Source organism: Enterobacter cloacae complex sp. FDA-CDC-AR_0164, assembly GCF_003071645.1.
Lineage (GTDB): Bacteria > Pseudomonadota > Gammaproteobacteria > Enterobacterales > Enterobacteriaceae > Enterobacter > Enterobacter ludwigii.
Map to the genome: position 1 here is coordinate 4506475 of NZ_CP028950.1, position 21579 is coordinate 4528053.

The 21579-nt window shown below is 55.9% G+C and carries 21 protein-coding genes and 1 riboswitch; of the genes, 5 read left to right on the forward strand and 16 right to left on the reverse strand.

From position 1 onward, the window contains the following. The first annotated feature begins 14 nt into the window (after nt 1-14). Nucleotides 15-242: a YccJ family protein gene (locus AM410_RS22290; RefSeq protein ID WP_014169490.1), complete on the forward strand. Its 228-nt coding sequence runs from the start codon at nt 15-17 to the stop codon at nt 240-242. Between the two features lie 32 nt (nt 243-274). Here the strand turns inward: AM410_RS22290 and agp are convergent, their stop codons facing one another. Both agp and AM410_RS22300 read right to left on the reverse strand, forming a co-directional pair. Beyond that, nucleotides 275-1516 carry a bifunctional glucose-1-phosphatase/inositol phosphatase gene (agp, locus tag AM410_RS22295; protein WP_073395887.1) on the reverse strand — a complete coding sequence of 414 codons (1242 nt, stop codon included), beginning with the start codon at nt 1514-1516 and terminating at the stop codon, nt 275-277. A gap of 86 nt (nt 1517-1602) precedes the next feature. Further along, nucleotides 1603-1962 (reverse strand): winged helix-turn-helix transcriptional regulator, encoded by a 360-nt coding sequence (locus AM410_RS22300; RefSeq protein WP_020884724.1) that lies wholly within the window; start codon nt 1960-1962, stop codon nt 1603-1605. A gap of 100 nt (nt 1963-2062) precedes the next feature. Between AM410_RS22300 and AM410_RS22305 the strand changes: the two genes are divergently transcribed. After that, a complete protein-coding gene (locus AM410_RS22305) occupies nt 2063-2812 on the forward strand; it encodes an SDR family oxidoreductase (protein ID WP_044857451.1) in 750 nt (249 codons plus the stop codon). A 1-nt stretch (nt 2813) separates the two neighbouring features. Here the strand turns inward: AM410_RS22305 and AM410_RS22310 are convergent, their stop codons facing one another. After that, nucleotides 2814-3317 carry a DedA family protein gene (locus AM410_RS22310; RefSeq protein ID WP_063214624.1) on the reverse strand — a complete coding sequence of 168 codons (504 nt, stop codon included), beginning with the start codon at nt 3315-3317 and terminating at the stop codon, nt 2814-2816. A 290-nt stretch (nt 3318-3607) separates the two neighbouring features. Next, a riboswitch (M-box (ykoK) riboswitch) is annotated at nt 3608-3777 on the forward strand. A gap of 60 nt (nt 3778-3837) precedes the next feature. Between AM410_RS22310 and AM410_RS22315 the strand changes: the two genes are divergently transcribed. Continuing rightward, the gene (locus tag AM410_RS22315) at nt 3838-4839 is read left to right on the forward strand and encodes a magnesium transporter (RefSeq protein ID WP_020884727.1); all 1002 of its coding nucleotides are present in this window, start codon (nt 3838-3840) and stop codon (nt 4837-4839) included. 41 nt (nt 4840-4880) lie between these two features. Here AM410_RS22315 and AM410_RS22320 read toward each other — a convergent pair whose 3' ends face one another. Continuing rightward, nucleotides 4881-5957, reverse strand: coding sequence for a LacI family DNA-binding transcriptional regulator (locus AM410_RS22320; RefSeq protein WP_032677847.1), 1077 nt, complete (start codon nt 5955-5957; stop codon nt 4881-4883). Nucleotides 5958-6226: 269 nt separating this feature from the next. Here AM410_RS22320 and AM410_RS22325 point away from each other — a divergent pair, with 269 nt between their 5' ends. Next, complete coding sequence (locus tag AM410_RS22325) at nt 6227-7492, forward strand: maltoporin (RefSeq protein WP_032681282.1); 1266 nt, start codon at nt 6227-6229, stop codon at nt 7490-7492. A 104-nt stretch (nt 7493-7596) separates the two neighbouring features. Here the strand turns inward: AM410_RS22325 and AM410_RS22330 are convergent, their stop codons facing one another. From AM410_RS22330 to AM410_RS22355, 6 genes are all read right to left on the reverse strand, one after another. Further along, a complete protein-coding gene (locus AM410_RS22330) occupies nt 7597-7839 on the reverse strand; it encodes a glucose PTS transporter subunit EIIB (protein ID WP_108648470.1) in 243 nt (80 codons plus the stop codon). A gap of 99 nt (nt 7840-7938) precedes the next feature. Next, nucleotides 7939-9996: a beta-galactosidase gene (locus AM410_RS22335; protein ID WP_108648472.1), complete on the reverse strand. Its 2058-nt coding sequence runs from the start codon at nt 9994-9996 to the stop codon at nt 7939-7941. Nucleotides 9997-10026: 30 nt separating this feature from the next. Further along, complete coding sequence (locus tag AM410_RS22340; RefSeq protein WP_014169480.1) at nt 10027-11229, reverse strand: glycoside hydrolase family 53 protein; 1203 nt, start codon at nt 11227-11229, stop codon at nt 10027-10029. A 2-nt stretch (nt 11230-11231) separates the two neighbouring features. Beyond that, nucleotides 11232-12083 (reverse strand): sugar ABC transporter permease, encoded by an 852-nt coding sequence (locus AM410_RS22345; protein ID WP_014169479.1) that lies wholly within the window; start codon nt 12081-12083, stop codon nt 11232-11234. 11 nt (nt 12084-12094) lie between these two features. Then, entirely contained in the window at nt 12095-13399 is a 1305-nt protein-coding gene (locus tag AM410_RS22350) for a carbohydrate ABC transporter permease (protein WP_108648474.1), read from the reverse strand. 57 nt (nt 13400-13456) lie between these two features. Next, nucleotides 13457-14671, reverse strand: a complete 1215-nt coding sequence (locus AM410_RS22355; RefSeq protein WP_032681287.1) for an extracellular solute-binding protein — start codon at nt 14669-14671, stop codon at nt 13457-13459. A gap of 321 nt (nt 14672-14992) precedes the next feature. Here AM410_RS22355 and AM410_RS22360 point away from each other — a divergent pair, with 321 nt between their 5' ends. Further along, nucleotides 14993-16108: an ABC transporter ATP-binding protein gene (locus AM410_RS22360; protein WP_020884735.1), complete on the forward strand. Its 1116-nt coding sequence runs from the start codon at nt 14993-14995 to the stop codon at nt 16106-16108. On the opposite strand, the gene hpxK is transcribed toward AM410_RS22360, so the two are convergent. Genes hpxK through AM410_RS22390 form a run of 6 tightly spaced genes read right to left on the reverse strand, consistent with a single transcriptional unit; the run spans nt 16105 to nt 21425 of the window. Next, nucleotides 16105-17346: an allantoate amidohydrolase gene (gene hpxK, locus AM410_RS22365; protein WP_047744287.1), complete on the reverse strand. Its 1242-nt coding sequence runs from the start codon at nt 17344-17346 to the stop codon at nt 16105-16107. The two genes, AM410_RS22360 and hpxK, sit on opposite strands and share 4 nt — an antisense overlap. Then, nucleotides 17343-18584, reverse strand: coding sequence for a pyridoxal-phosphate-dependent aminotransferase family protein (locus AM410_RS22370; protein ID WP_014169474.1), 1242 nt, complete (start codon nt 18582-18584; stop codon nt 17343-17345). The genes hpxK and AM410_RS22370 overlap by 4 nt, the downstream gene beginning before the upstream one ends. Before the next feature lie 14 nt (nt 18585-18598). Further along, entirely contained in the window at nt 18599-19336 is a 738-nt protein-coding gene (locus AM410_RS22375; protein ID WP_020884737.1) for an amino acid ABC transporter ATP-binding protein, read from the reverse strand. Further along, nucleotides 19317-19973: an amino acid ABC transporter permease gene (locus AM410_RS22380; protein ID WP_025204495.1), complete on the reverse strand. Its 657-nt coding sequence runs from the start codon at nt 19971-19973 to the stop codon at nt 19317-19319. Before AM410_RS22380 ends, AM410_RS22375 begins: the two co-directional genes overlap by 20 nt. Continuing rightward, entirely contained in the window at nt 19973-20638 is a 666-nt protein-coding gene (locus AM410_RS22385) for an amino acid ABC transporter permease (RefSeq protein ID WP_047744285.1), read from the reverse strand. The genes AM410_RS22380 and AM410_RS22385 overlap by 1 nt, the downstream gene beginning before the upstream one ends. A gap of 4 nt (nt 20639-20642) precedes the next feature. Further along, nucleotides 20643-21425: a transporter substrate-binding domain-containing protein gene (locus AM410_RS22390; protein ID WP_020884739.1), complete on the reverse strand. Its 783-nt coding sequence runs from the start codon at nt 21423-21425 to the stop codon at nt 20643-20645. Nucleotides 21426-21579: the final 154 nt, after the last annotated feature.

The following is a 21579-nucleotide window of genomic DNA, read 5'->3' on the forward strand; positions in this document are numbered from 1 at the left end:
ACAGGAGGACAAGTATGCCAACTCAAGAATCCAAAGCCCACCGCGTGGGTGAATGGGCAAGTTTACGCAACACCTCTCCGGAGATCGCCGAAGCCATTTTTGAAGTCGCGAACTATGACGAGAAGCTGGCAGAGCAGATTTGGGAAGAAGGCAGCGATGAAGTGCTGGAACGTGCCTTCGGGAAAACGGACAAAGACGCGCTCTTCTGGGGTGAGCAAACCATCGAACGTAAAAACGTCTGAACGTTTCCCCCCGCCTGAGCGGGGGGTTTTACCTATTTCGCCGCGTTATTCATCACCGCATTGAATTTATCGATTGGGCAAAAACCGTTCGCATCAACCGGACACCCTTTCAGTTCCAGCGTCACACGCTGTGCCGGCGCATCCAGTGACAGTACGCTGGCGTTACGCAACTGGTCGGCGCTCTGATAGACATACTCAATCTTCATGAGCTCCTGGTTGGCGTTTTTATCATGCCAGCGCTGGAAAACAATTTTCCCGCCAATTGGCGTCCGCTCGTGCTGGTCATGCAGCTGGTACGGTTTGAAATCCAGCGCCGTAAGCAGCGACGCGATATTGGAATCATGCCCCACCAGCAGGGTGATTTTCGGCGCTTTCGCCTGCCCGGTGACGAGGGCCTGGTCGATATACTTCACCAGCGGTTTGGCCACGTTTTGCGCCACCTCGGTGGAGGTAAACAGCGAGTCCTGATAGCCATTTTTCAGCTGCGACAACACGCGCCACTGTTGATCGGTTTTAATTTCACCCCAGGCAACCTTGTCTGCCGGGAAGCCTTCGTAATACTGCAGCGTGAAGGCATCCACCAGCGAGTTACCGACTTTTAACGGCCCCGATACGCCAGGTTCTTTTTCATAGTCGGCGCTGAAGGTATCTTTCGCCTCTGCCAGCGAGCACACGTTCTTCTCTTTACAGGACGGTGAATCGGCGTAATTCGTCATCTGCTCCAGCAGCTTGTAGCTCTCGCCAAGCTGCATTTTCTGCCGCTCAGTCTCCATCGCCTTCAGCGCTTTTTCACGGAATGCAGGTGAGTTATCCGTAATCACCGGGTTAAAGGTCGGATCCATGGTGCCCATTTTTTCCTGATGATGCACAGGCACATCGCACCCCGGGAAGGCGCCGGTGATAAAGAACTGCGCGGTGGCGACAGTGCGCTGCAGGCTGTTGGCATAGGCATATACGCTATCCGCGGCCGGGCACTCGCCGGTTTTCACCATCCCCTGCTGTGCCAGCCACTCACGCATATAGTGGCCCATATAGACTTCAAGCACGCCACCTTTGGTGGTGAGCTGGCCGCCTGGCACCTCCCATTCTGGCCACTGCTTCGGTGTGGATTGCTCGAGCACGCTGCCATTATTGGCGAGCGGCGCGCGCAAATTATGGCGACTCATGATTAAAACTTGTTCCAGCTGATACCCTTCCGGCGTCTCTTGCGCCTGCACGCCAGATGTCACTGCAATGGAACCGGCGATTGCCAGCGCGAGTAGTGCTTTTCTCATCCCTAATTCCTCACTCGTTTTAAAATGTCGCAGTGAGTGTGACAGATTCGTGACAATTTTCCGGGAAGCGTTTCGCAAACTGAGGATTACTTTTCAAGGCGATCGCCGTATTCGCTCATCCAGTCGGCCAGCGGGGAGAGCGCGCTCTGCAGGGTTAATCCCAGCGCGGTTATCTGGTACTCCACCCGCGGTGGGATCTCCGGGTAGATAGTGCGCGACACCAGCCCGCGCTGCTCAAACAGGCGCAACTGCTTCGTGAGCTCTTTTTGCGTGATGGGGGCGGCGGCGCGCAGCAGATCGCCAAACCGGACCGGTGCATTGAGCATAATCAGGCGATAGAGCACCGGGATGGCCCACTTACCGGAAATCAGGTTTACAAACTGCGTCATCGGGCAAAGATAAACCTCAGATTTTTTTTCACAGGGTATAGTGAGTGATTCCGCCATAGCACACCTCTTGCCTCATTAGTATCCAAATGGTACCTGGTTTCCTTTCGATACTAACGTTTCTATAGTGCTTTCTCCAGAGTCATTTCAGGAGAAGCACATGGGTCGTTTAGCAGGTAAATATACGCTGATTACCGGCGGCACTTCCGGTATTGGTCTCGCTACCGCGCAGGAATTTATTGCCGAAGGGGCGCACGTTGCTGTCACCGGACGTAACCCGGATACCCTTGCCGAAGCACAACGCATTCTGGGCGATAATGCCTGGGTTATTCCGACCGATGCGGGTGACATCGCCGCGCAAAAAGCGCTGGCGGACACACTCTCCTCTCGCTGGCCACGTCTTGATGCCGTGTTTATTAACGCCGGCGATGTGACGCACGGGCTGCTTGAAGAGTGGCAGGAAGACGCCTGGGATCGCCTGATGGGCATCAACCTTAAAGGACCGTTCTTTTTGATTCAGGCCCTGCTGCCGCTGCTCAATAATCCCTCCTCTGTGATCCTGTGCGGGTCCGTGAGCGCCCGCATCGGGCTGCCTGCCAGCAGCGTTTATGCCGCCAGCAAGGCGGGATTACTGTCGCTGGCACGCACGCTGTCAGGGGAGCTGTTGCCGCGCGGTATTCGCGTCAACGGCCTGAGCCCGGGTCCGGTAGAAACACCGGCATTTAATAAAACGGGGTTAAGCGAGGAAGCGCTCAAGGCGATGCTGGGGGATATCACCAAACTTGTGCCGCTGGGCAGAATGGGCACGCCGACGGAGCTGGCGAAAGCCGCGCTCTATCTTGCCTCTGACGAATCGCGCTATATGGTGGGAACGGAACTGCTGGTCGACGGCGGAATGGGAAACCTGTAGGTCAAAAGGCGCTGATGCCGGTGACGATGCCGACATACAGCGCCGCCCATACGACGGCTGAAATCAGGCTTACCGCGTACACCTTCGCCGCGTTCAGTCTGAGCATGCCCGCTGCCAGCGGGACGATATAGCGCAGCACCGCCAGGAAACGCGCGGTAAAGAGCACCAGCACGCCGTTTTTCTGCAGCTGATGTTGTACCCGCAAAAATTTCTCGGCGTGCCGGGAGGTGAAGCGCGTGACCAGCCGCGTGTGGCCCATCAACTGGCCGATATGATAATTCAATACCGACCCTGTTGCGGCACCCGCCGCGACAGCCAGCCACGTCAGTCCCGGATGCAGGCTGGTCTGGCTGACGGTGATCCCTGCCAGCAGCATCACCGAGGCCGGCGGAAGCACGGAGGAAACCAGTACCGTAGACTTGCTCAGCGCGATGATGAAAAGCAGCGCGAACAGATGCGTCGGATAGAGCGCAAAATGATTCAGCAGATTGTCAAACCACGTCATATTCCACCCCGCAGCGTTCGTGATGCTGACCATTAGAAACGAACAACCTTAAATGGGGTATCAACCGCTCAGACCTCCAGCAGGAAGGCATTAACGACACGCGAAAATGTCAGCGCCATTTAGAAACACAGAGGTGTGGAATTATACTCTCTTGAGCAATAACCTCCGTCATTGATGAATAATCGATGTCATTAATACGCGGGATTAAATTATTGTTCTAAACGTTTCTTAAACGTCTTTTAAATTCCACAGCGCGATTTTTAAAGTGGCGTATTATCCCTCTCGTTTTACAACGATCTCGTTATGGCGAGGCTCCTGTACAAATACACGTTATCGCTCTGGTGGGTTCGAGAGAACCGGCACAGGGTAAAACAGGCACTGTCGAATCAAGGCTTTGTCAGTATAACTTCCCTTACGGGATACGGTGTACAGTGCTGAACCCAGGACGTGGGGATCTCCTCTTCGACATGCCCTGTCTTGCTCGCCCCTGAGAGATTTTATTATTCAAAGGGAATTCACTATGTCTTACGCTATTCACAATCAAAACCTGGCATTCAATGACAGCGCAATCGCGCAATATATGAATACCGATTTTATCGTCCTCGATATTTCATTATGCGTGGCGCTGGCACGCGAGCAATTTTTCGAAAAATTAAAAGACGATGATATTCCATCGCATATTTTCCTCGAAGATAACGGTCGGCTGGCGGGCATGGTTGCGGTGCGCAAACTGCTGCAGACCGCCGATACGGTACAGCCGGTGAAAACGCTGATGATTTCTCAGTTTCTGCAGGTCAAACCGGAAGACGAGCGTGCCGATGTCGCCGGGCTGCTGGCCCATGGCGAGGCGGATGTCGTGCCGGTGGTCACGCACGGTAAAGTGGTCGGCTGCCTGACCGAACGCGAAATCGCCCATCTGCTGGAAGATGATGTCACCGAAGATGCCCAGCTCCAGGGAGCAACGCTGCCGCTGGAAAAGCCGTATCTGGAAACCAGCCCCTTCAGCCTGTGGAAAAAACGCTCCGTCTGGCTGCTGCTGTTGTTTGTCGCTGAAGCCTATACCAGCTCGGTTATTCAGCACTTCGAAGAGGCGCTGGAATCCGCCATTGCCCTGGCCTTTTTTATTCCGCTGCTGATAGGGACCGGTGGGAACAGCGGGACGCAGATCACCTCCACGCTGGTGCGTGCAATGGCGCTGGGTGAAGTGCGCCTGCGCGACGTTGGCCGCGTGTTACGAAAGGAGATGACCACCTCGCTGATGATTGCCGCCACGCTTGGTCTTGCCGGGTGTGTTCGCGCCTGGATGATGGGTATCGGGCTGGAAATTACCCTTATCGTCAGCCTGACGCTGGTCTGCATTACGCTGTGGAGTGCGATTGTCTCGTCAGTTATTCCGATGGTACTGAAGCGCTGCGGCATTGACCCGGCCGTCGTTTCCGCGCCCTTTATCGCGACGCTTATCGACGGAACCGGTCTGATTATCTACTTCAAGATTGCGCAGTACACGCTGGGGCTGGAATAAGAGTGCAGCACCTCACCCACCGGGTTGAGGTGCTCACCGTTTTACATATCGCCAAGCTGATGTGCGATATCACGAAGCTGTTGCGCCAGCGCCTGCAGGTTTTTGCCCTTCTCACCTTTCGGCCCGGTCGACTGCCGCACCACCAGCCGGGCAGGCAAAATGGATGACATGCGCACGGCATTGTCTTCGCCACTGTCAAGAATGCGGCGCACCGCCTCTTTCCCCTGCAGATCCAGGTCCAGCGATACCGTGGTCAATGCCGGATAGAAGAATGAGCTTTCGTAGGTGTCATCGTAGCCAATCACCGATTTTTCACCCGGAATGGAAATCTGATGCTGATGGAAAGCACTTAATACCCCCAGCGCCATCTGGTCGTTGGCCACCAGCACGGCAGAAAATTGCGGCGTCTCGCGCAGCATCTGCAATGCACCCGCGTAACCGCTCTGCGCATCCCAGTTCCCGCGGATCACCGAGGCCGGCTCCAGACCGTAACCTTTCAGGGTTTCAATCCAGCTTTTCAGCCTGAGCTGCGCCGAGACAGAAGACGCTGGCCCCGCCAGCAACGCGATTTCCCGGTGCCCCAGTTCGTAAAGATATTTGACGCTGGCACGGGTTCCATCTGCCGGGTTAAACGAAACGTTAAACACGGAACTGTAAGGGTCAACGTCGAGGAACAGACAGACGATATCGTCGTTGTCCGTCGCGATTTTCTGCGCCTGCTCTGCTTCCAGCGGGACGTTGATGATCACCTTACTGACGAGCTGAGATTTCAGTTCATTGATCGAATCCTGGATGCTGTGGTTGACGTTCTCATCAATCATGGAGATCAACACCTGATACCCTTCCACATTTGCATAGCGTTTTACCGCCGCTGCGACCTGTGACGGCGCATGCAAAGCCAGCGAAATCGTCACCAGTCCGACGGTCTGGGTCTGCTTTCCGACCAGCTGCTGCGCCAGGCGGTTCGGGACATACCGCAATAACTCTATGGATTTCTCCACCTTGTGACGCGTGGCTTCGGATACATTGGCAGATTTATTCAGTACCCTGGACACGGTCTGATAGGAGACGCCCGCATGGCGTGCGACGTCCTCTAACGTTGCGCTTTTCGACTTCATGGTCCGGTTCCTTATGTTGTTATGCGCTGATTGTATCAGGGGCGATATAAAAAAACGCCCACTGGGCACGTCTGGCTGCCATAACACCATCAAAAAGTATTACGTTCACAATACTACATTTCTGGTCACACCTCATCAATCGTAACAAAATTGGCTATTTTATTTGCACTTAATCACAGATTAACGATCACGCAATTGCCAGAAAAAAGGTTTAGGCATTTTATGACAGCGGATTTGTGAACGTATTACAAAACAATAAGAGGGTAACAATGAACACGACGATCCGCTCTGTATCTGTTGCGTTGGCTGCCGCGTTAGCGTCTCCTTCGCTGTTTGCAGCGTCTTCAGTACCAATTGATTTTCATGGGTATCTTCGCTCCGGTGTGGGCGTCTCACGGGATGGTGGGATGGAGGAGTGGCAAAAAAATAAAATTGGCCGTCTGGGTAACGAGGCCGATACCTACGGCGAGCTGGAGCTGGGCTCAGAGGTGTACAAAAAGAACGATGTCAGCTTCTACCTCGACAGCATGGTGAGCATGGTCTCTGACGGCTCTAACGACAATGAAACCACCTTCGGCGACGATGCGCAGTTCGGGTTGCGTCAGCTGAATCTGCAGATCAAGGGGCTGATCCCCGGCGATCCGAACGCGGTGATCTGGGGCGGTAAGCGCTACTACCAGCGCCATGACCTGCACATCATTGACACCAAATACTGGAACATCTCAGGCGCGGGTGCCGGTATCGAAAACTACACGCTCGGACCGGGTGCGGTGTCCGTGGCCTGGATCCGTGGCGATGCCAACGACGTGGACTACCGCGTGGACGGCGATAGCGACGTTAATATCAACTACATCGACCTTCGCTATGCGGGCTGGAAGCCGTGGGCGGGTGCATGGACTGAAGTGGGCATTGATTACGCCATGCCAAACCCCACCAATAAGCAGAAAGAGTACGGTGGGCTGTATGAGGCCGATAACGGCGTCATGGTCACCGGTGAGATCAGCCAGGACATGTTAGGCGGCTACAACAAGCTGGTGCTGCAGTATGCGAACAAAGGCCTGGCGCAGAACATGGTGTCCCAGGGCGGCGGCTGGTATGACATGTGGAACTACGTGAACGACGCCAGCGGCTACCGTGTGATTAACACCGGCTTAATTCCGATTACGGACAAGCTCTCCTTCAACCACGTGCTGACCTGGGGCTCGGCGGATGACACCACGCAATTCACCGATAAATCGCGCCTTGTCTCTCTGGTGGGTCGCGCACAGTACCAGTTCACCGAATACGTGCGTCTGATTGGTGAAGTGGGCGGTTTCTACCAGAAAGATACCTACACCGATGGCTCCAGCTACAAGCAGAGCGGAGAGAAGTACACCCTCGCACTCGGACTGGCGGATGGGCCTGATTTTATGTCGCGTCCGGAACTGCGCGTCTTCGCCTCTTACCTGAATGACTCCGAGAAAGGACAATCCTTCGAAGACGGCACCGCAAATAATACCTGGAATTTTGGCGTGCAGGTGGAAGCCTGGTGGTAATGTTTATTTCCTGATATGCGTTAATCGTTATTGTATCTCCAACAACTGGCAGTCTATTCTCCTCGTTTGGGATAGCCATTATTTTGGCTATCCCTTTTTTATTATTAATGACTAAAATGCGCATCTAATAATTGCCGCAAGGTATCAGACTGCCGGCCAAATATCGCATGCACCTGCTGGCCGATAATAATCACGCCCAGCGCCCCCGCCTGTTGTAACGCCTGCGTATCCACCTTATTTAAATCTTTTACCGTGACGCGCAGACGGGTAATACAGGCTTCAACATGTTCGATATTATCGTCGCCGCCGAATGCAGGAATTAAACGCTGAGTTATTTCACTGTCCATAATACGCCTCTCTGTTATGCAGATAAAAAAATGCCTGCTCATAGAGCAGGCGCCTTCAGATTGATTAGCCAGGGTTGTACGACGCGACGCCCTCAGCGACTACGCTTTACGCCTGAGTACCCGACAATCCCACGGCAGCAGAGCAGTATCACCCGCGGCGGCGGCATCGGTCATGCAGTCGGTATACCCCTGCGGCAGCGTAATGAGCTGCTGCTGGGCGGTGTAGTTCTGCACAAACACCCACGTGGTGACGCCGTCCGTGCGAGCCGTTGCCACCACACCCGGTGGGAAATCGCATTCCATGGCCCGCGGCAGCGCCAGTTCGTCAATAATCCCGGCGAAGAAATCACGCTGGAACGGCAGATCGTTGCGCGACGCCACATGCCACGCTTTCCCCTTACCGAAACGGTTCACCGTCACGGCAGGCCGACCGGCGTAGAAATCATCCCGGTAGGTCGCCAGCGGCTGAGCGTTTTCGACATGGATCAGTTCGCACAGATGGCGAACCTGATACGGGCCCTGCAGGCCAGCCGCATTACCCGCCAGCCCCTGTACCATATTACGTTCTCCCTCACCGAGACAGTCGATCTCTTCTGCCCAGATGCCGAGCAGTTTACGCAGCGGCCCCGGGAACCCACCGAGATGACAAAGATCACTTTCATCCACGATGCCGCTCCAGTAGGTGGTCACCAGATGGCCGCCCCCGGCGACAAACGCTTCTGCGCGTTCGGCAAAGCCTTCCCGCACCATATAAAGCATCGGCGCAATCACCAGCGCGTACTGGCTGAGATCGCCGTCGGCATCAATCACATCCACCGCGATGCCTTTTTCCCAGAACGGACGGTAGTGTTCGTTAACGGTTTTTTCGTACTCCATCCCCATGTTGCGCGGCCCTTCGGCATCGTCCAGCGCCCAACGATTTTGCTGGTCGAAGATAATCGCCACCCGTGCCTGCGTGCGACACCCGACCACCCCCGGCAGGCGCTCAAGCATTTCGCCCAGACGCGTCACTTCGCGCCCGACACGCGTATCAAGATGCCCCACGTGGTCGATAACCGCCCCGTGGAATTTCTCCACCGAACCGCGGCTTTTACGCCACTGGAAGTACTGCACCGCATCGGCCCCGTGTGCCACCGCCTGCATTGAGGAGAGAATATGCATCCCCGGCTTTTTCAGCTTGCTGGTCGGCTGCCAGTTGGTGGTGCTCGGCGTGGACTCCATCAGCACAAAAGGTTTGCCGCCTTTCAGGCTGCGCATCATGTCGTGGTACATGGCGGTATAGCAGGCGAGCTGGGTTTCGTCTTTCTCCTTGTGCCACATCGGGTAGCTGTCCCAGGAGATAAAGTCGATCGCTTTCGCAAGCTGCCAGTAGTCGTAATCGTAGAAGTACTCCATGAAGTTGGTCGTCACCGGCAACGCTGCGTTGACGGCTTTTAGCGGCGCAACCTCATGGCGGCAGAAATCTGTTACCTGCGCCGTATTAAAGCGGCGCCAGTCGAGGTTCAGACCGTGAATGGACACCTCGCCCTGCGGCGCAGGGGACTCAATCTGCGACCAGTCGCTATAGGTGTGGCTCCAGAAGGTGCTCCACCATGCGTGGTTCAGCGCATCCAGGGTTTTGTAGCGCGCTTTCAGCCAGTCACGAAAGCGCTCCTGGCACAGATCGCAGTGGCACTCACCGCCGTACTCATTGGAGATATGCCAGCCCAGCACCGCCGGGTGCTGTGAATAACGCTCAGCCAGTAAGGTATTCATTTTCAATGTCTTCTCACGGTACACCGGGGAAGACATACAGTGGTTATGACGTCCACCGTGCAGCGCAGGCACGCGGTTACGCCCTACGCGCAGCACCTGCGGGTATTTTTGCGACATCCATGCCGGGCGCGCACCACTCGGCGTGGCGAGGAAAATATGGATCCCCGCTGAATATAATTTATCAATGACGTTATCCAGCCAGACAAAATCATATTCCCCTTCACGCGGTTCGAGCTTCGCCCAGCTAAATATGCCCACCGACATAACATTACATTTCGCCTGCTGCATCATGGCAATATCTTTTTCAATAATACCGGGGTAATTCTCCCATTGCTCCGGGTTATAGTCGGCGCCATGCAATAACGCAGCGACCTTCGAACTTAAAGGCGCAAATTTATTCATATTAAAAACGTCCTGAAGTGAAACAGAATACTATTTAAATACCGTTATCGACGGCAGCACTTTGCCATGACAATCAAACAACGCCTGGTTTTCGCGGGCATTTCCCTCTTTCCAGTCATCATGGATATATTTCATGCCGGTTTTGGTGGCCCATGTGGTGCCCGGTACGGCAATCCAGGTCGGCTCCCAGTAAAACAGGCCCTTACCGCGACGATCGGGAACGTCAATCACGGCCTGCATTAAATCGTGGATATAATCGTACTGACCCTGCACGGTGCCGGGGTAGCCACCGTCCTTCTCTTCTTTGGCCTGGAAACTGTTTTCTGCGTTATCGCAGTTCTCCAGTGTATAGCCATAGGCCGCTTCCACCACAATGACGTCTTTGTTATAGCGTTTGCTGATGTCATCCATATTGGCTTTCAGCGCGCCGATCGGACCATTCCAGTAGGTGTACATCGACAGGCCGATAATATCGAACGGCACATCGCGCTTCGTGATCTCATCAAACCACCAGCGGAAGGTGTCATTTTTAGTGCCTTCGGCCAGGTGCAGCATAATTTTCACCTGCTCGCCGTCGGTCAGGTTCTCCTTCATCCCGCTGATTGCGGCGTTGAGTAACCCGGCTACGCGGTCAAACTCGCCGCCACCCTGCCCCCAGCTTTTGCCTTCCGGCCAGAGTATTCCGCCATTGATTTCATTACCAATCTGGACCATGTCCGGCAGCACGCCCTCTTTTTTAAAGCGGGCAATGGTGTCGCGCGTATAGTCATGGATTGCCGTTTTAAGCTGCGGGTAATCCATCTTCTCCCAGGCTTTAGGTTTGAACTGTTTGCCCGGGTCGGTCCAGAAATCGCTGTAGTGGAAATCGAGCAGGAGTTTTATGCCCTGGGCCTTCACGCGCTTCGCCAGCGCCAGCGTGTTTTCCAGATTGTTACTGCCGCCCCCGTAGGTATTTCCGTTGGCATCCTGCGGATCCACCCACAAACGCAGGCGCACATAGTTCACGCCGTTGGCTTTCAGAATGGCAATCGCGTCCTGCTGCTGGCCATTCTGGTTATAAAATGTTGCGCCATGCTGTTCAGCCTCGAGCAGCGTCGAGATGTCCGCCCCCTTAATAAAGTCTGCCGGCATGGCGTTAAAAGGACGCGTTTTTACCCCGTCCGCGGCGAACGCACTCGCGGCAAGACCGCAAGAAAGACAAACAGCAAGCAAAGCGGGTTTGAGTCTTTTCATGGTTATCCCTTAGTACTCCCGGAGGTCAGACCGGAGACGAAGTATTTTTGTAAGGCCAGATAGAGGATCGCGACCGGCACCGCAATCAGCACCGCGCCTGCCGCGTAGGTGGTGTAACTGGCACCCATTTTTTGCGCCACCAGGTTATAAAGCCCGATGGGTAAGGTGTATTTGTCCGGGGTGCGCAAAATGGTGCTGGAGAGAATGAAATCCCCCAGCGGCCCGGTGAAGGAGAACAGCGCCACCACCGCCACAATGGGTTTGGAAAGCGGCATGATGATCTCGATGAAGATGCGGAAGTTACTGGCTCCGTCCATGCGCGCGGACTCGTCCAGATCCTTAGGAATGGCGTCCAGGTAGCCCTTCATCAGATAGGTATTCATTGGGATCATGCCGCCAACGTAAATCAGCACCAGCGCCAGATGGCTGTTGATTAAGCCCAACAGCTGCGAGAGCACGAAGATGGCAATCAGCGCCGAGAACTGCGGGATCATCTGCAGCAGCAGGAAGAGCATCAGTCCGTTCTGCCGCCCCTTAAAGCGAAAACGCGAGAAGGCATAGGCGGTAAAGCTAACGCTGATTAAGGTCAACACCATGGTCAGGAAGCTGATTTTCATCGAGTTCCAGTACCACGTCATGTAGTTCACCTGACCATTAAACAGGTCGGCGTAATGCTGGAACGACAGGTTCTGCGGAATAACAGAGGAGCTTAACAGGCTGTTGCCCGCGTTGAGTGAGGCGCCCACCGTCCACACCAGCGGGTAAATGATGATGACCGACACCAGCACAATAACCAGCCAGGAGAGTGAAAGGCGGACCCATTTCTCACGTTTAATACTTTGTGATTTAGCCATTGTTACGTCCCTTACGCCATGTCGTCATTTTTGAAAGATTTGGTGGCGCGGAACTGCCATAGCGCCAGGCCGACGACAAAAACAGACAGCAGGATAGTGATGGTCGCCGCAATGGCATATTGCGAAGATGACATCGTCAGTTTGTAGATCCACGACACCAGAATGTCGGTGCCGCCCGCATTCGACCCCACCACCGCCGGCCCGCCGTTATTGAACAGATAGATGATGTTGAAATTATTGAAGTTAAAGGTGTATTGCGTAATCAGGATCGGCGCAATGGCGTAGAGCACCAGCGGCAGCGTAATGGTCCGCAGCCGGGTCCAGCTGCTGGCGCCGTCCATGGTGGCCGCTTCATACAGGTCATCAGGAATGGCCTGCAGCACACCGGTGGTCATGGCGAAAACAAACGGGAAACCAAGCCAGGTTTGCATCATGATCAGCGCCGTTTTGGTCCAGAACGGATCGGTCATCCAGGCTTTAGGCGCAATACCAAAGAAGGCCAGAATGGCGTTGTTAATCACCCCGAAGGAGTCATTAAACATCCCGGCGAAAACCAGGATGGTGACAAAGCCCGGCACCGCCCACGGCAAAATAAAGATGGTGCGGATCAGCGGCTTAAAGCGTAAATCTTTCTGGTTCACCAGAATCGCCAGCAGTACGCCCACCGTACACTGCAGCGTGGTGGCGAGCAGCGTCCAGACCACCGTCCACTGCAGCACGTCGAAGAAGGTGGAACGCCAGATAGAGAGCGTAAAGATATTGATGAAGTTCTTAAACCCGACCCAGTCAACCAGCTTAGCCGGCGGCGTGTGGTAGAGGTTGTAGTTGGTAAAGGCGATGGCAAACCCGAACAAAATGGGAAACACCACCACAAACACCAGCAGGATAAAGCCCGGGGTGATCATCAGATACGGGAAGCCGTCGCTCAATAGCATCTGATACTGTTTACGCACGCTGTTAAGCTCCAATCCTTCGTCACGTTTCAGGCCATTGACCCACGCGTCACGCATCGACAGGTAATACACCATCACGCCGAACGCCGCGATTAACACGCTGATGATCCCCTCCGCCAGCAGGAAGATGGAGTTGTCGCGCGGCACCTCCTCACCCAGCGTCACCAGTCCCCACAGCCCTTCGCGCAGAAAATCAGCAAATACGCCGATAAAACTGGCAAGCAGCACCAGGAAGATGACCCCTTTTAGCCACTGACGGTGGTAAAACTGACCGAAGCCGGGAATGACCGCCAGCAGCAGGCTGGTCCAGGCGTGACGCCCGGCCACGCGCGGTTTGGCAAAATGTTCCGGGATGATACTCACAAACAACTCCTTTCAAAAAACGGGAGAGACGCCCTCCCGTTCTGCGACGTCAGAAAACTACTGGTTGCTGGCCTGCATGGCTTCGATTTGCATCTGAACCTGTTTTTCTGCGCTGTCGAGCGCGGCTTTCGGATCCTGTTTACCGGTCAGGCTCAGCTCGAGGGCCGCGTTCGCCGGAGCCCAGACTTCACCCATTTCCGGAATGCCCGGCATCGCTGTCGCCCGTGCGGCCTGCACGGCAACCGCGCTGGCTTTCTCGTCGTTCTTAATGAGCGGATCGTCAATCATCGCGGTCAGCGGCGGAATTTCTCGCGTCGCGATATAGCGCGTTTTGACGTACTGCGGCTGGTTGATAAATTCGATAAATTTCTGCGCCATGGCTTTGTCTTTGCTCCAGGTAGAGACGACATAGCCCTTCACGCCCAGGAATGAACTCATTGGCTTACCGTCCGGCAGCGTCGGCAGCGGCGCAACGCCGTAGTTAATGCCCGCCGCTTCATACGGCTGGAACGCCCACGGACCGTTGATGACGGCTGCCGCTTTTTTCTCGGTAAACAGAGAATCGATCGCGTTCAGACCGTTATCGCCGATGATCCCCGCCGGGAACACGTCATCGGTATAGAATTTTTTCAGGTAGGTGACCGCGTCTACCGCGCCCGGCTTGTTCAGGCCCACGTCGCTGGCGTTATAACCGCCTTTATCGTTTTTACCGAAGATGTACCCGCCCATCGGGGAGATAGCCCCCCAGCTGTAGTAAATCTGGTCGAACTTGGCGAGCAGGCCGTACTGGTTTTTGGCGCGCTGCTGTTTAGAAAAGTCATACCAGTCCTGAAGTGAGTTGAGCGGCTTCGCGATCAGGTCTTTGTTGTAAATCAGCACCAGCGTCTCAACCGCTTTCGGCACACCGTAAAGGGTGTTATCCATTTTGAAGGCATTTATCGACGCCGGCGTGTACTGTTCGGTCTGCTTCGCCTCCAGATTCAGGGGGGTCAGCAGCCCTTGCACAACCGCCCCGCCCAGTTGATCATTGGGAATGACCAGCACGTCCGGGCCAATTCCTGCCGGGCCGTCGAGGCGCAGTTTTTCCAGCTGCTGCGCGTAAGGCATCTCCTGCAGGTTAACCTTAACGTCGTACTGCTTTTCGAAATCGGCGACCGCGTCTTTAATGCCGGACGACTTTTTGATGTCTTCCCAGACGTTAAGCTGCGTGGTGGCGTGAGCCTGCACCGCGAGCGTAGAGAGGATCAGAGCAGCGAGTATGTTCTTTTTCATTATCAACCTCATGTGAAGGTATAACAATTTTATGGTTGTTATTGCATTTCACCGCCATACACCTTCGCCAGAAAACCGACTAACACTGGCGTACAACGTATAACATCAAATGCCTTTGGTTTGGTATACGCTACCCTTCACATCATGATAACTCTACAAAAAACTGTAAGTTGTGTGATCGTCATAACATTAATGGAATATCAGTATAGGGTGCGTGAATACTGGAAGTTATAGTCAGAGCAGACAAATTGCACCGTCAAGCCATGTAGCAAATAATTGTTATACGTAATACATACGCGGCGGTTTACTCGGGGAATACAGATGTCGAACATACAATTGAGGAATGTCACCAAACGCTTTGGCGACACCGTAACCTTGCACAACGTGAATCTTGAGATTGAAGACGGTGAGTTTGCCGTCTTTGTCGGTCCTTCCGGCTGCGGTAAATCGACAATGCTGCGCATGATTGCCGGACTGGAGGACATTAGCGAAGGGGAAGTGTTGATTGGTGACGAGGTGATGAACGACGTTGCCCCCTCCCACCGCGGCGTGGCGATGGTGTTTCAGTCCTATGCGCTCTACCCACATATGACGGTGGCCGAAAACATGGGCTACGGCCTGAAGGTCAATAAGGTGCCGAAAGATCAGATCCGCCATCAGGTCGAGATGGTGGCCAAAACGCTGCAGCTTTCCCACCTTCTGGATCGCAAACCTAAGCAGCTTTCCGGCGGCCAGCGCCAGCGTGTGGCCATTGGCCGCGCCATCGTACGTAATCCGCGGGTCTTTATGTTCGACGAACCGCTCTCCAACCTGGATGCCGAGCTGCGCGTGGAGATGCGTCTGCACCTTGCCCGTCTGCACCAGGAGCTGAAAACCACCATGGTGTATGTCACCCACGACCAGATAGAAGCGATGACCCTGGCTGATAAAATTGTGGTGATGAACTACGGAAAGGTTGAGCAGATGGGCGCGCCGATGGAACTCTACTACAAACCGGCGAACAAGTTCGTGGCCGGGTTTATCGGCTCGCCGAAGATGAATTTCCTGCCGGCAACGGTAGAGGCCTGGCAACCGGGTGAGCTGACGGTGAGATTATCCCAGCAGAAGACGCTCACACTGGCCCTGACCACCACACCGTTGAACGCAGGCAGCCCGGTGACGCTGGGCATTCGTCCGGAACATTTAACCACCGATCTCCGCCACGGCACGCGGCTGACGTTTAACTGTGAAGTGGTTGAGCGTCTGGGCAACAACACCTACCTCTTTGGTCAGTGCTACGGCCACGACAATGTGAAGATTTTGCTGCCGGGCGATGTGAAATTCGCGCCGTGGCAGCAAATTGATGTGGCTTTTGACGATCGCCACTGCATGGTGTTTGACGAGCAGGATGTGCGGGTGAGTGCCGACATCGATGAAGCGGTACGCTCGGTCGCTTAACCCGCCAGACGCGTTACCGCACGCGTAAAGGCATCAATCGCCAGCGCGACATCCTCAGCCATCACCGATTCCGCCGGATGGTGGCTGACGCCTCCCTTACACCGCACAAACAACATCCCTACCGGCCAGCGCTCCGCCAGGGCGATGGTGTCATGACCGGCACCGCTCGGCAGCGATAATGTCTTCCCCTGCACCGATTCTACAGCCTCCGCCAGCAGCGCCTGCAGATGTGTATCGCATGGCGTGGCGGCAATTCGGTAAAATTCGTCGGCTGCAAAATGTATTCCGCGACGGGCCGCTATCGCCTGCGCCTGCGTCAGCAGTGCAGTAAGCAGAAGGTCAAGCGGCGCATCCTGCGGGCCGCGAATATCTAACGAGAGCGCGACCTCGCCGGGGATGACGTTTACCGCACCAGGCAGACAGCGCAACTCACCCACCGTGGCCACCAGGTTGCCGCCGTGCTGACGGGTGGTGTTTTCAATCAGCACCATCCATTCGGCGGCGGCGGCCAGCGCGTCCTTACGATGCGCCATCGGCACGGTCCCGGCGTGGCCGGCCTCACCGGTGAAGCGGCAGTTCAGACGACGCGCGCCGTTAATGGCTTCAACCACGCCCAGCGCCAGACCGGCCTGTTCCAGACACGGTCCTTGTTCAATATGCAGTTCCAGACAGGCGCTGAAATCATCCGGGCGTCGCGCGGCCATCGAGACACGGCTGGGATCTAACCCTGCCTGTACCATCGCCTGCGCCACGCTGATACCTCTGGCATCGCACGTGTCGAGCCAGCCCACAGGCCAGGTGCCCGTCAGGGCGCGGCTGCCCAACAGCGTGATACCAAAGCGGGTTCCCTCTTCATCGCAAAAGCCGACAATCTCAACGGCCTGTGCCAGCCGTTTTCCCTGTTGGTGCAGGCTGTCAACGACTTCAATGGCCGTCAGCACCCCCAGCATCCCGTCGTAGCGCCCGGCATTGCGCACGGTATCCAGATGCGAGCCAAGCAACACCGCCGGTGCGCCCTCCTGCTCGCCTTCATAACGTCCGCAGATATTCCCCACGCTGTCCTGCCAGACGGTCATGCCCGCCTGGTTCATCCACTGCCCGACCAGCTGGTTAGCCTGCAGATGCTGGGCAGAGAGATACACGCGGGTAAGGGAATCCTGGGTTTCGCTGATGGCGGCCAGCGCATCGGCGCGGGCCATCACACGTTCTGCCGCCTGCTGGCGTGTCGCGTGATTCATAGCGCCGTCTCAGTGCGGTAATGATCCCACGCGGCCTGCATCGCGGCACCCTGCGTAGTGGAAAACTTCAGGTAGTTCAGTACCGACTCCAGCGCACTCAGGGTGGTCATCACGCAGTCTTTACGCGCGTTATAGCCCATGGTGCCAATACGCCACACTTTGCCGTGCAGCGGACCAAACGAAGTACCGATTTCAATGCCGAAATCCTCCAGCATCAGTTTACGCACCTGGTCACCGTTTACGCCCTGAGGGATAAGCACGCCCAGCACGTTGTTCATCTTGTGCCTGAGGTCGCCGAAGGTCTCGAGTCCCATCGCCTGAATACCTTTCAGCAGCGCATCCCCGTGCAGCTTGTGGCGGGCGATACCGTTATCCAGCCCTTCCTGCAGAATGAGGCGGGCACATTCGCGGGCGCCAAACAGCGCGGTGGTCGCTTCGGTGTGGTGGTTCAGACGCTCGGGTCCCCAGTAATCCATCACCATGCCGAGGTCGAAATAGTTGGAGTAAATCATCTCCTCGTCGCCGTCGCGATGGGCATCGGTACGGATCCCCTCTTCGATGCATTTGCGGCGACGGATTGCCTCTTCCATCCGTGGGCTCAGGGTAACAGGCGAGGTGCCGGACGGACCGCCAAGACATTTCTGCATCCCCGCCGAGACCGCATCCAGCCCCCAGGCATCGGTCTCCAGGGCGTTGCCGCCGAGCGACGCGGTAGCATCGGTATAAAACAGGACATCGTAACGACGGCAGATTGCCCCGAGTTCTGCAAGCGGCTGCAGCATGGTGGTGGACGTATCCCCCTGCACGGTTAACAGCAGGCGCGGACGCACGCGTTTAATGGCATCTTCCACCCGATCCGGTGTGAACACCTCGCCCCACGGTACCTCGATGGTGTGGACCTCTGCACGGCAGCGGCGGGCAATTTCGCACAGCAGATGGCCGAAGCGACCAAAAACGGGCACCAGCACTTTGTCCCCCGGACGAATGGCCGATACCAGAATCGCTTCAATCCCCGCGCGGGAGGTGCCGTCCACCAACATCGTCCAGCGGTTTTCCGTGCGGAACACGCCGCGGTAGAGTGCCATGACGTCGTTCATGTAGTGGGTCATCGCCGGATCGTACTGGCCGATAAGCTGGCTCGACATGGCTCGCAGCACGCGCGGATCGGCGTTGATTGGCCCCGGCCCCATCAGCAGACGTTGTGGCGGATTGATTTGCGGAAATTGAGCGATATCCATTTTTTAGTCCTTAGTTAATTGAGGCCGCGCACGGAGGAGATAAACTGTTTAAGCTCAGTGGTCTGTGGGTTAGCGAACAGCGTTTTGCTGTCGCCCTGCTCCCAGACGCGCCCCTGATGCATAAACACCACGCGGTCGCCCACTTCGCGGGCAAAATTCATTTCATGGGTCACCAGGATCAGCGTCATCCCCTCAGCGGCCAGTTGTTCCAGCACCTTGAGCACTTCGCCTACCAGTTCCGGATCGAGCGCGGAAGTTATCTCGTCACAGAGTAAAACTTTAGGCGACATCGCCAGAGCACGGGCAATCGCCACGCGCTGCTGCTGGCCCCCGGAGAGGCTTGACGGGTAGTAATCCAGACGGTCACCCAGCCCGACTTTCTCCAGCATGCGCTGCGCCAGCACCTGACATTCTGCTGCGCTTTTCTTCAGCACCCGACGTGGCGCGAGCATCACGTTTTCCATCGCCGTCATGTGCGGGAAAAGGTTGAAGTTCTGAAATACCATGCCGACCGAGCGGCTGATTTCACGCGCCTGGGAATCCCGGTCGGTAATGGTCATGCCGCCGAGCTTGATGCTGCCGTCCTGATACCCTTCGAGGCCGTTAATGCAGCGCAACAGCGTGCTTTTACCCGAACCGCTGCGCCCGATAATTGAAATGACCTGGCCCATGTCGATGTCCAGATCCACGCCCTTGAGCACGTGGTTATCGCCGTAGTACTTCTGCACCTGATTAATGGTGATGAGAGGCATTGAATTTAGTCTCCAGATAACGGCTGTAGCGCGACAGCGGATAACACAGAATGAAGTAGCCGAGCGCCACCAGCGCAAAGACTTTAAACGGCTGATAGGTCACGTTGGTCAGCATCGTCCCGGCCTTGGTCAGCTCGATAAAACCGATAATGGATGCCAGCGCGGTCCCCTTAATCACCTGCACGGCGAACCCCACCGTTGGGGCGATGGCGATGCGTAACGCCTGGGGAGCCACCACGCGAAACAGCGTCTGGCCGAAGGTCAGCCCCAGACAGCGCGACGCCTCCCACTGCCCTTTCGGCAGCGCACGAATACTGCCAAACCAGATATCAAGCAAAAAGGCGCTGGTGTAGAACGTCAGGGCCAGCGACGCGGCGGTCCACGGCGAAACATCGATACCCAACAGCGCCACGCCGAAGAAGGCCAGGAACAGTTGCATCAGCAGCGGCGTGCCCTGAAACAGTTCGATATAGCCGCGGATAAGACGTTTTACCGTACGCCCGCCCGTGAGGCGCAACAGCAACAGCGGCAGCGTTACCGCCGCCCCGCCGACAAACGCCACCAGCGACAGCAGCACCGTCCAGCGTCCGGCGAGCAGCAGATTGCGAATAATGTCCCAGTCGGTAAAGGTGGTCATCATGCCTGTACCCCCAGCCACTTCCGTCCTGCCGCCATCATTAGCTGGCGCAGGGTAATTGACAGCACCAGGTAAATTCCGGTGGTCACCAGATAGACCTCAAAGCTCAGGAACGTTCTTGACTGAATCAGGTTGGCGGCAAAAGTCAGCTCTTCATAGGAGACCTGCGACACCACCGACGAACCGAGCATAACGATAATGCACTGGCTAACCAGCGCCGGATAAATACGCTGCAGTGCCGGTGGCAGCACCACGCGTATAAACGTTTGCAGGCGGGTAAGCCCCAGCACGCGGCCGGCCTCCCACTGTCCTTTGGGCGTAACCTGAATACCGGCACGGACAATCTCCGTGCTGTACGCGCCCAGGTTGACGACCATTGCCAGCAGCGCCGCTTCGCCCGCCGTCATCTTCAGCCCCAGATTCGGCAGACCGAACACAATGAAAAACAGCTGCACGACAAAGGGCGTGTTGCGGATAATCTCCACGTAGCCGCCCCAGATCCTGCTGAACCACGTCGTCGGGCCGCTGCGAATCGCCGCCCCGAAAATACCGATCGCCAGCCCGCCGAGGGTTGCCATCACCGTCAGTTGAATGGTGACCCACAGCCCTGCCAGCAGCGCCGGCCAGTACGGCCAGAGCGCAGAGAAATGGAGTTGCTCTGTCATCGCCTTACACGCCCAGGCTTGCCGGCAACGGCGCTTTCAGCCACTGCTCAGAGAGGCTATTCAGGGTGCCGTCTTTAATTCCCTGCTCAATCACCGCATCAACTTTCGCTTTCAATGCCGGTTCGTTTTTCTTCAGCCCGATAAAGCACGGCGAGTCCTTCAGCATAAAGCTCGGAACCGGGGCTTTGGCGGCGTTCTGGCGGGAAATCGCCGCCACGACCAGATTACCTGTCGCCACGTACTGGACCTGACCGGACAGGTAAGCCGACAGCGTGGTGTTATTGTCTTCGTAGCGTTTGACGTCTGCATCTTTCGGCGCAAGGCTGGTCAGCACCATGTCCTCCACCGCGCCGCGCGTCACGCCAATGGTTTTTCCACTCAGTTGAGCAGCATCTTTCAGCTCAGCCCCTTTCGGGCCGAACACGCCGAGGAAGAACGGCGCATAGGCACGGCTAAAATCGATCACCTTTTCACGCTCGGCGTTTTTACCAAGGCTTGAGATCACCAGATCCACCTTATCGGTTTGCAGATACGGCACGCGGTTGGCACTGGTCACCGGTACCAGCTGCAGCTTGAGCTTCATCTGTTTTGCCAGATAGCGCGCCATGTCGATGTCGTAGCCCTGCGGCTGGAGATCGGTCCCGACCGAACCAAACGGAGGAAAATCCTGCGGGACGGCGATACGAAGAGTGCCGCGTTTCTCAATATCCTGAAGCTGGTCAGCTTTTGCTGGCAGGTTTGCAAACAGACAGACGGCCCCGGTCAGTGCAATCAATAACTTTTTCATGGTGCTTCCCCGTAACGTTAACATGAAACAAAAGATTCTTTGAATTGGATTTTGCAACTAATGTGCCAGATGAAGCGAAACGGGAAATTTTCTCTGAAGACCTGATAAAACGAGAGCGGGGCGGAAAAGGCCTCCCTTTTCCGCCCCGCTTTTC

What these genes read in the sequence shown, in the direction of transcription:
- AM410_RS22290 (WP_014169490.1), top strand. Translation starts at nt 15, where the DNA reads ATGCCAACTCAAGAATCCAAAGCCCACCGCGTGGGTGAATGGGCAAGT.
- agp (WP_073395887.1), bottom strand. Translation starts at nt 1,516, where the DNA reads ATGAGAAAAGCACTACTCGCGCTGGCAATCGCCGGTTCCATTGCAGTG.
- AM410_RS22300 (WP_020884724.1), bottom strand. Translation starts at nt 1,962, where the DNA reads ATGGCGGAATCACTCACTATACCCTGTGAAAAAAAATCTGAGGTTTAT.
- AM410_RS22305 (WP_044857451.1), top strand. Translation starts at nt 2,063, where the DNA reads ATGGGTCGTTTAGCAGGTAAATATACGCTGATTACCGGCGGCACTTCC.
- AM410_RS22310 (WP_063214624.1), bottom strand. Translation starts at nt 3,317, where the DNA reads ATGACGTGGTTTGACAATCTGCTGAATCATTTTGCGCTCTATCCGACG.
- AM410_RS22315 (WP_020884727.1), top strand. Translation starts at nt 3,838, where the DNA reads ATGTCTTACGCTATTCACAATCAAAACCTGGCATTCAATGACAGCGCA.
- AM410_RS22320 (WP_032677847.1), bottom strand. Translation starts at nt 5,957, where the DNA reads ATGAAGTCGAAAAGCGCAACGTTAGAGGACGTCGCACGCCATGCGGGC.
- AM410_RS22325 (WP_032681282.1), top strand. Translation starts at nt 6,227, where the DNA reads ATGAACACGACGATCCGCTCTGTATCTGTTGCGTTGGCTGCCGCGTTA.
- AM410_RS22330 (WP_108648470.1), bottom strand. Translation starts at nt 7,839, where the DNA reads ATGGACAGTGAAATAACTCAGCGTTTAATTCCTGCATTCGGCGGCGAC.
- AM410_RS22335 (WP_108648472.1), bottom strand. Translation starts at nt 9,996, where the DNA reads ATGAATAAATTTGCGCCTTTAAGTTCGAAGGTCGCTGCGTTATTGCAT.
- AM410_RS22340 (WP_014169480.1), bottom strand. Translation starts at nt 11,229, where the DNA reads ATGAAAAGACTCAAACCCGCTTTGCTTGCTGTTTGTCTTTCTTGCGGT.
- AM410_RS22345 (WP_014169479.1), bottom strand. Translation starts at nt 12,083, where the DNA reads ATGGCTAAATCACAAAGTATTAAACGTGAGAAATGGGTCCGCCTTTCA.
- AM410_RS22355 (WP_032681287.1), bottom strand. Translation starts at nt 14,671, where the DNA reads ATGAAAAAGAACATACTCGCTGCTCTGATCCTCTCTACGCTCGCGGTG.
- AM410_RS22360 (WP_020884735.1), top strand. Translation starts at nt 14,993, where the DNA reads ATGTCGAACATACAATTGAGGAATGTCACCAAACGCTTTGGCGACACC.
- hpxK (WP_047744287.1), bottom strand. Translation starts at nt 17,346, where the DNA reads ATGAATCACGCGACACGCCAGCAGGCGGCAGAACGTGTGATGGCCCGC.
- AM410_RS22370 (WP_014169474.1), bottom strand. Translation starts at nt 18,584, where the DNA reads ATGGATATCGCTCAATTTCCGCAAATCAATCCGCCACAACGTCTGCTG.
- AM410_RS22375 (WP_020884737.1), bottom strand. Translation starts at nt 19,336, where the DNA reads ATGCCTCTCATCACCATTAATCAGGTGCAGAAGTACTACGGCGATAAC.
- AM410_RS22380 (WP_025204495.1), bottom strand. Translation starts at nt 19,973, where the DNA reads ATGACCACCTTTACCGACTGGGACATTATTCGCAATCTGCTGCTCGCC.
- AM410_RS22385 (WP_047744285.1), bottom strand. Translation starts at nt 20,638, where the DNA reads ATGACAGAGCAACTCCATTTCTCTGCGCTCTGGCCGTACTGGCCGGCG.
- AM410_RS22390 (WP_020884739.1), bottom strand. Translation starts at nt 21,425, where the DNA reads ATGAAAAAGTTATTGATTGCACTGACCGGGGCCGTCTGTCTGTTTGCA.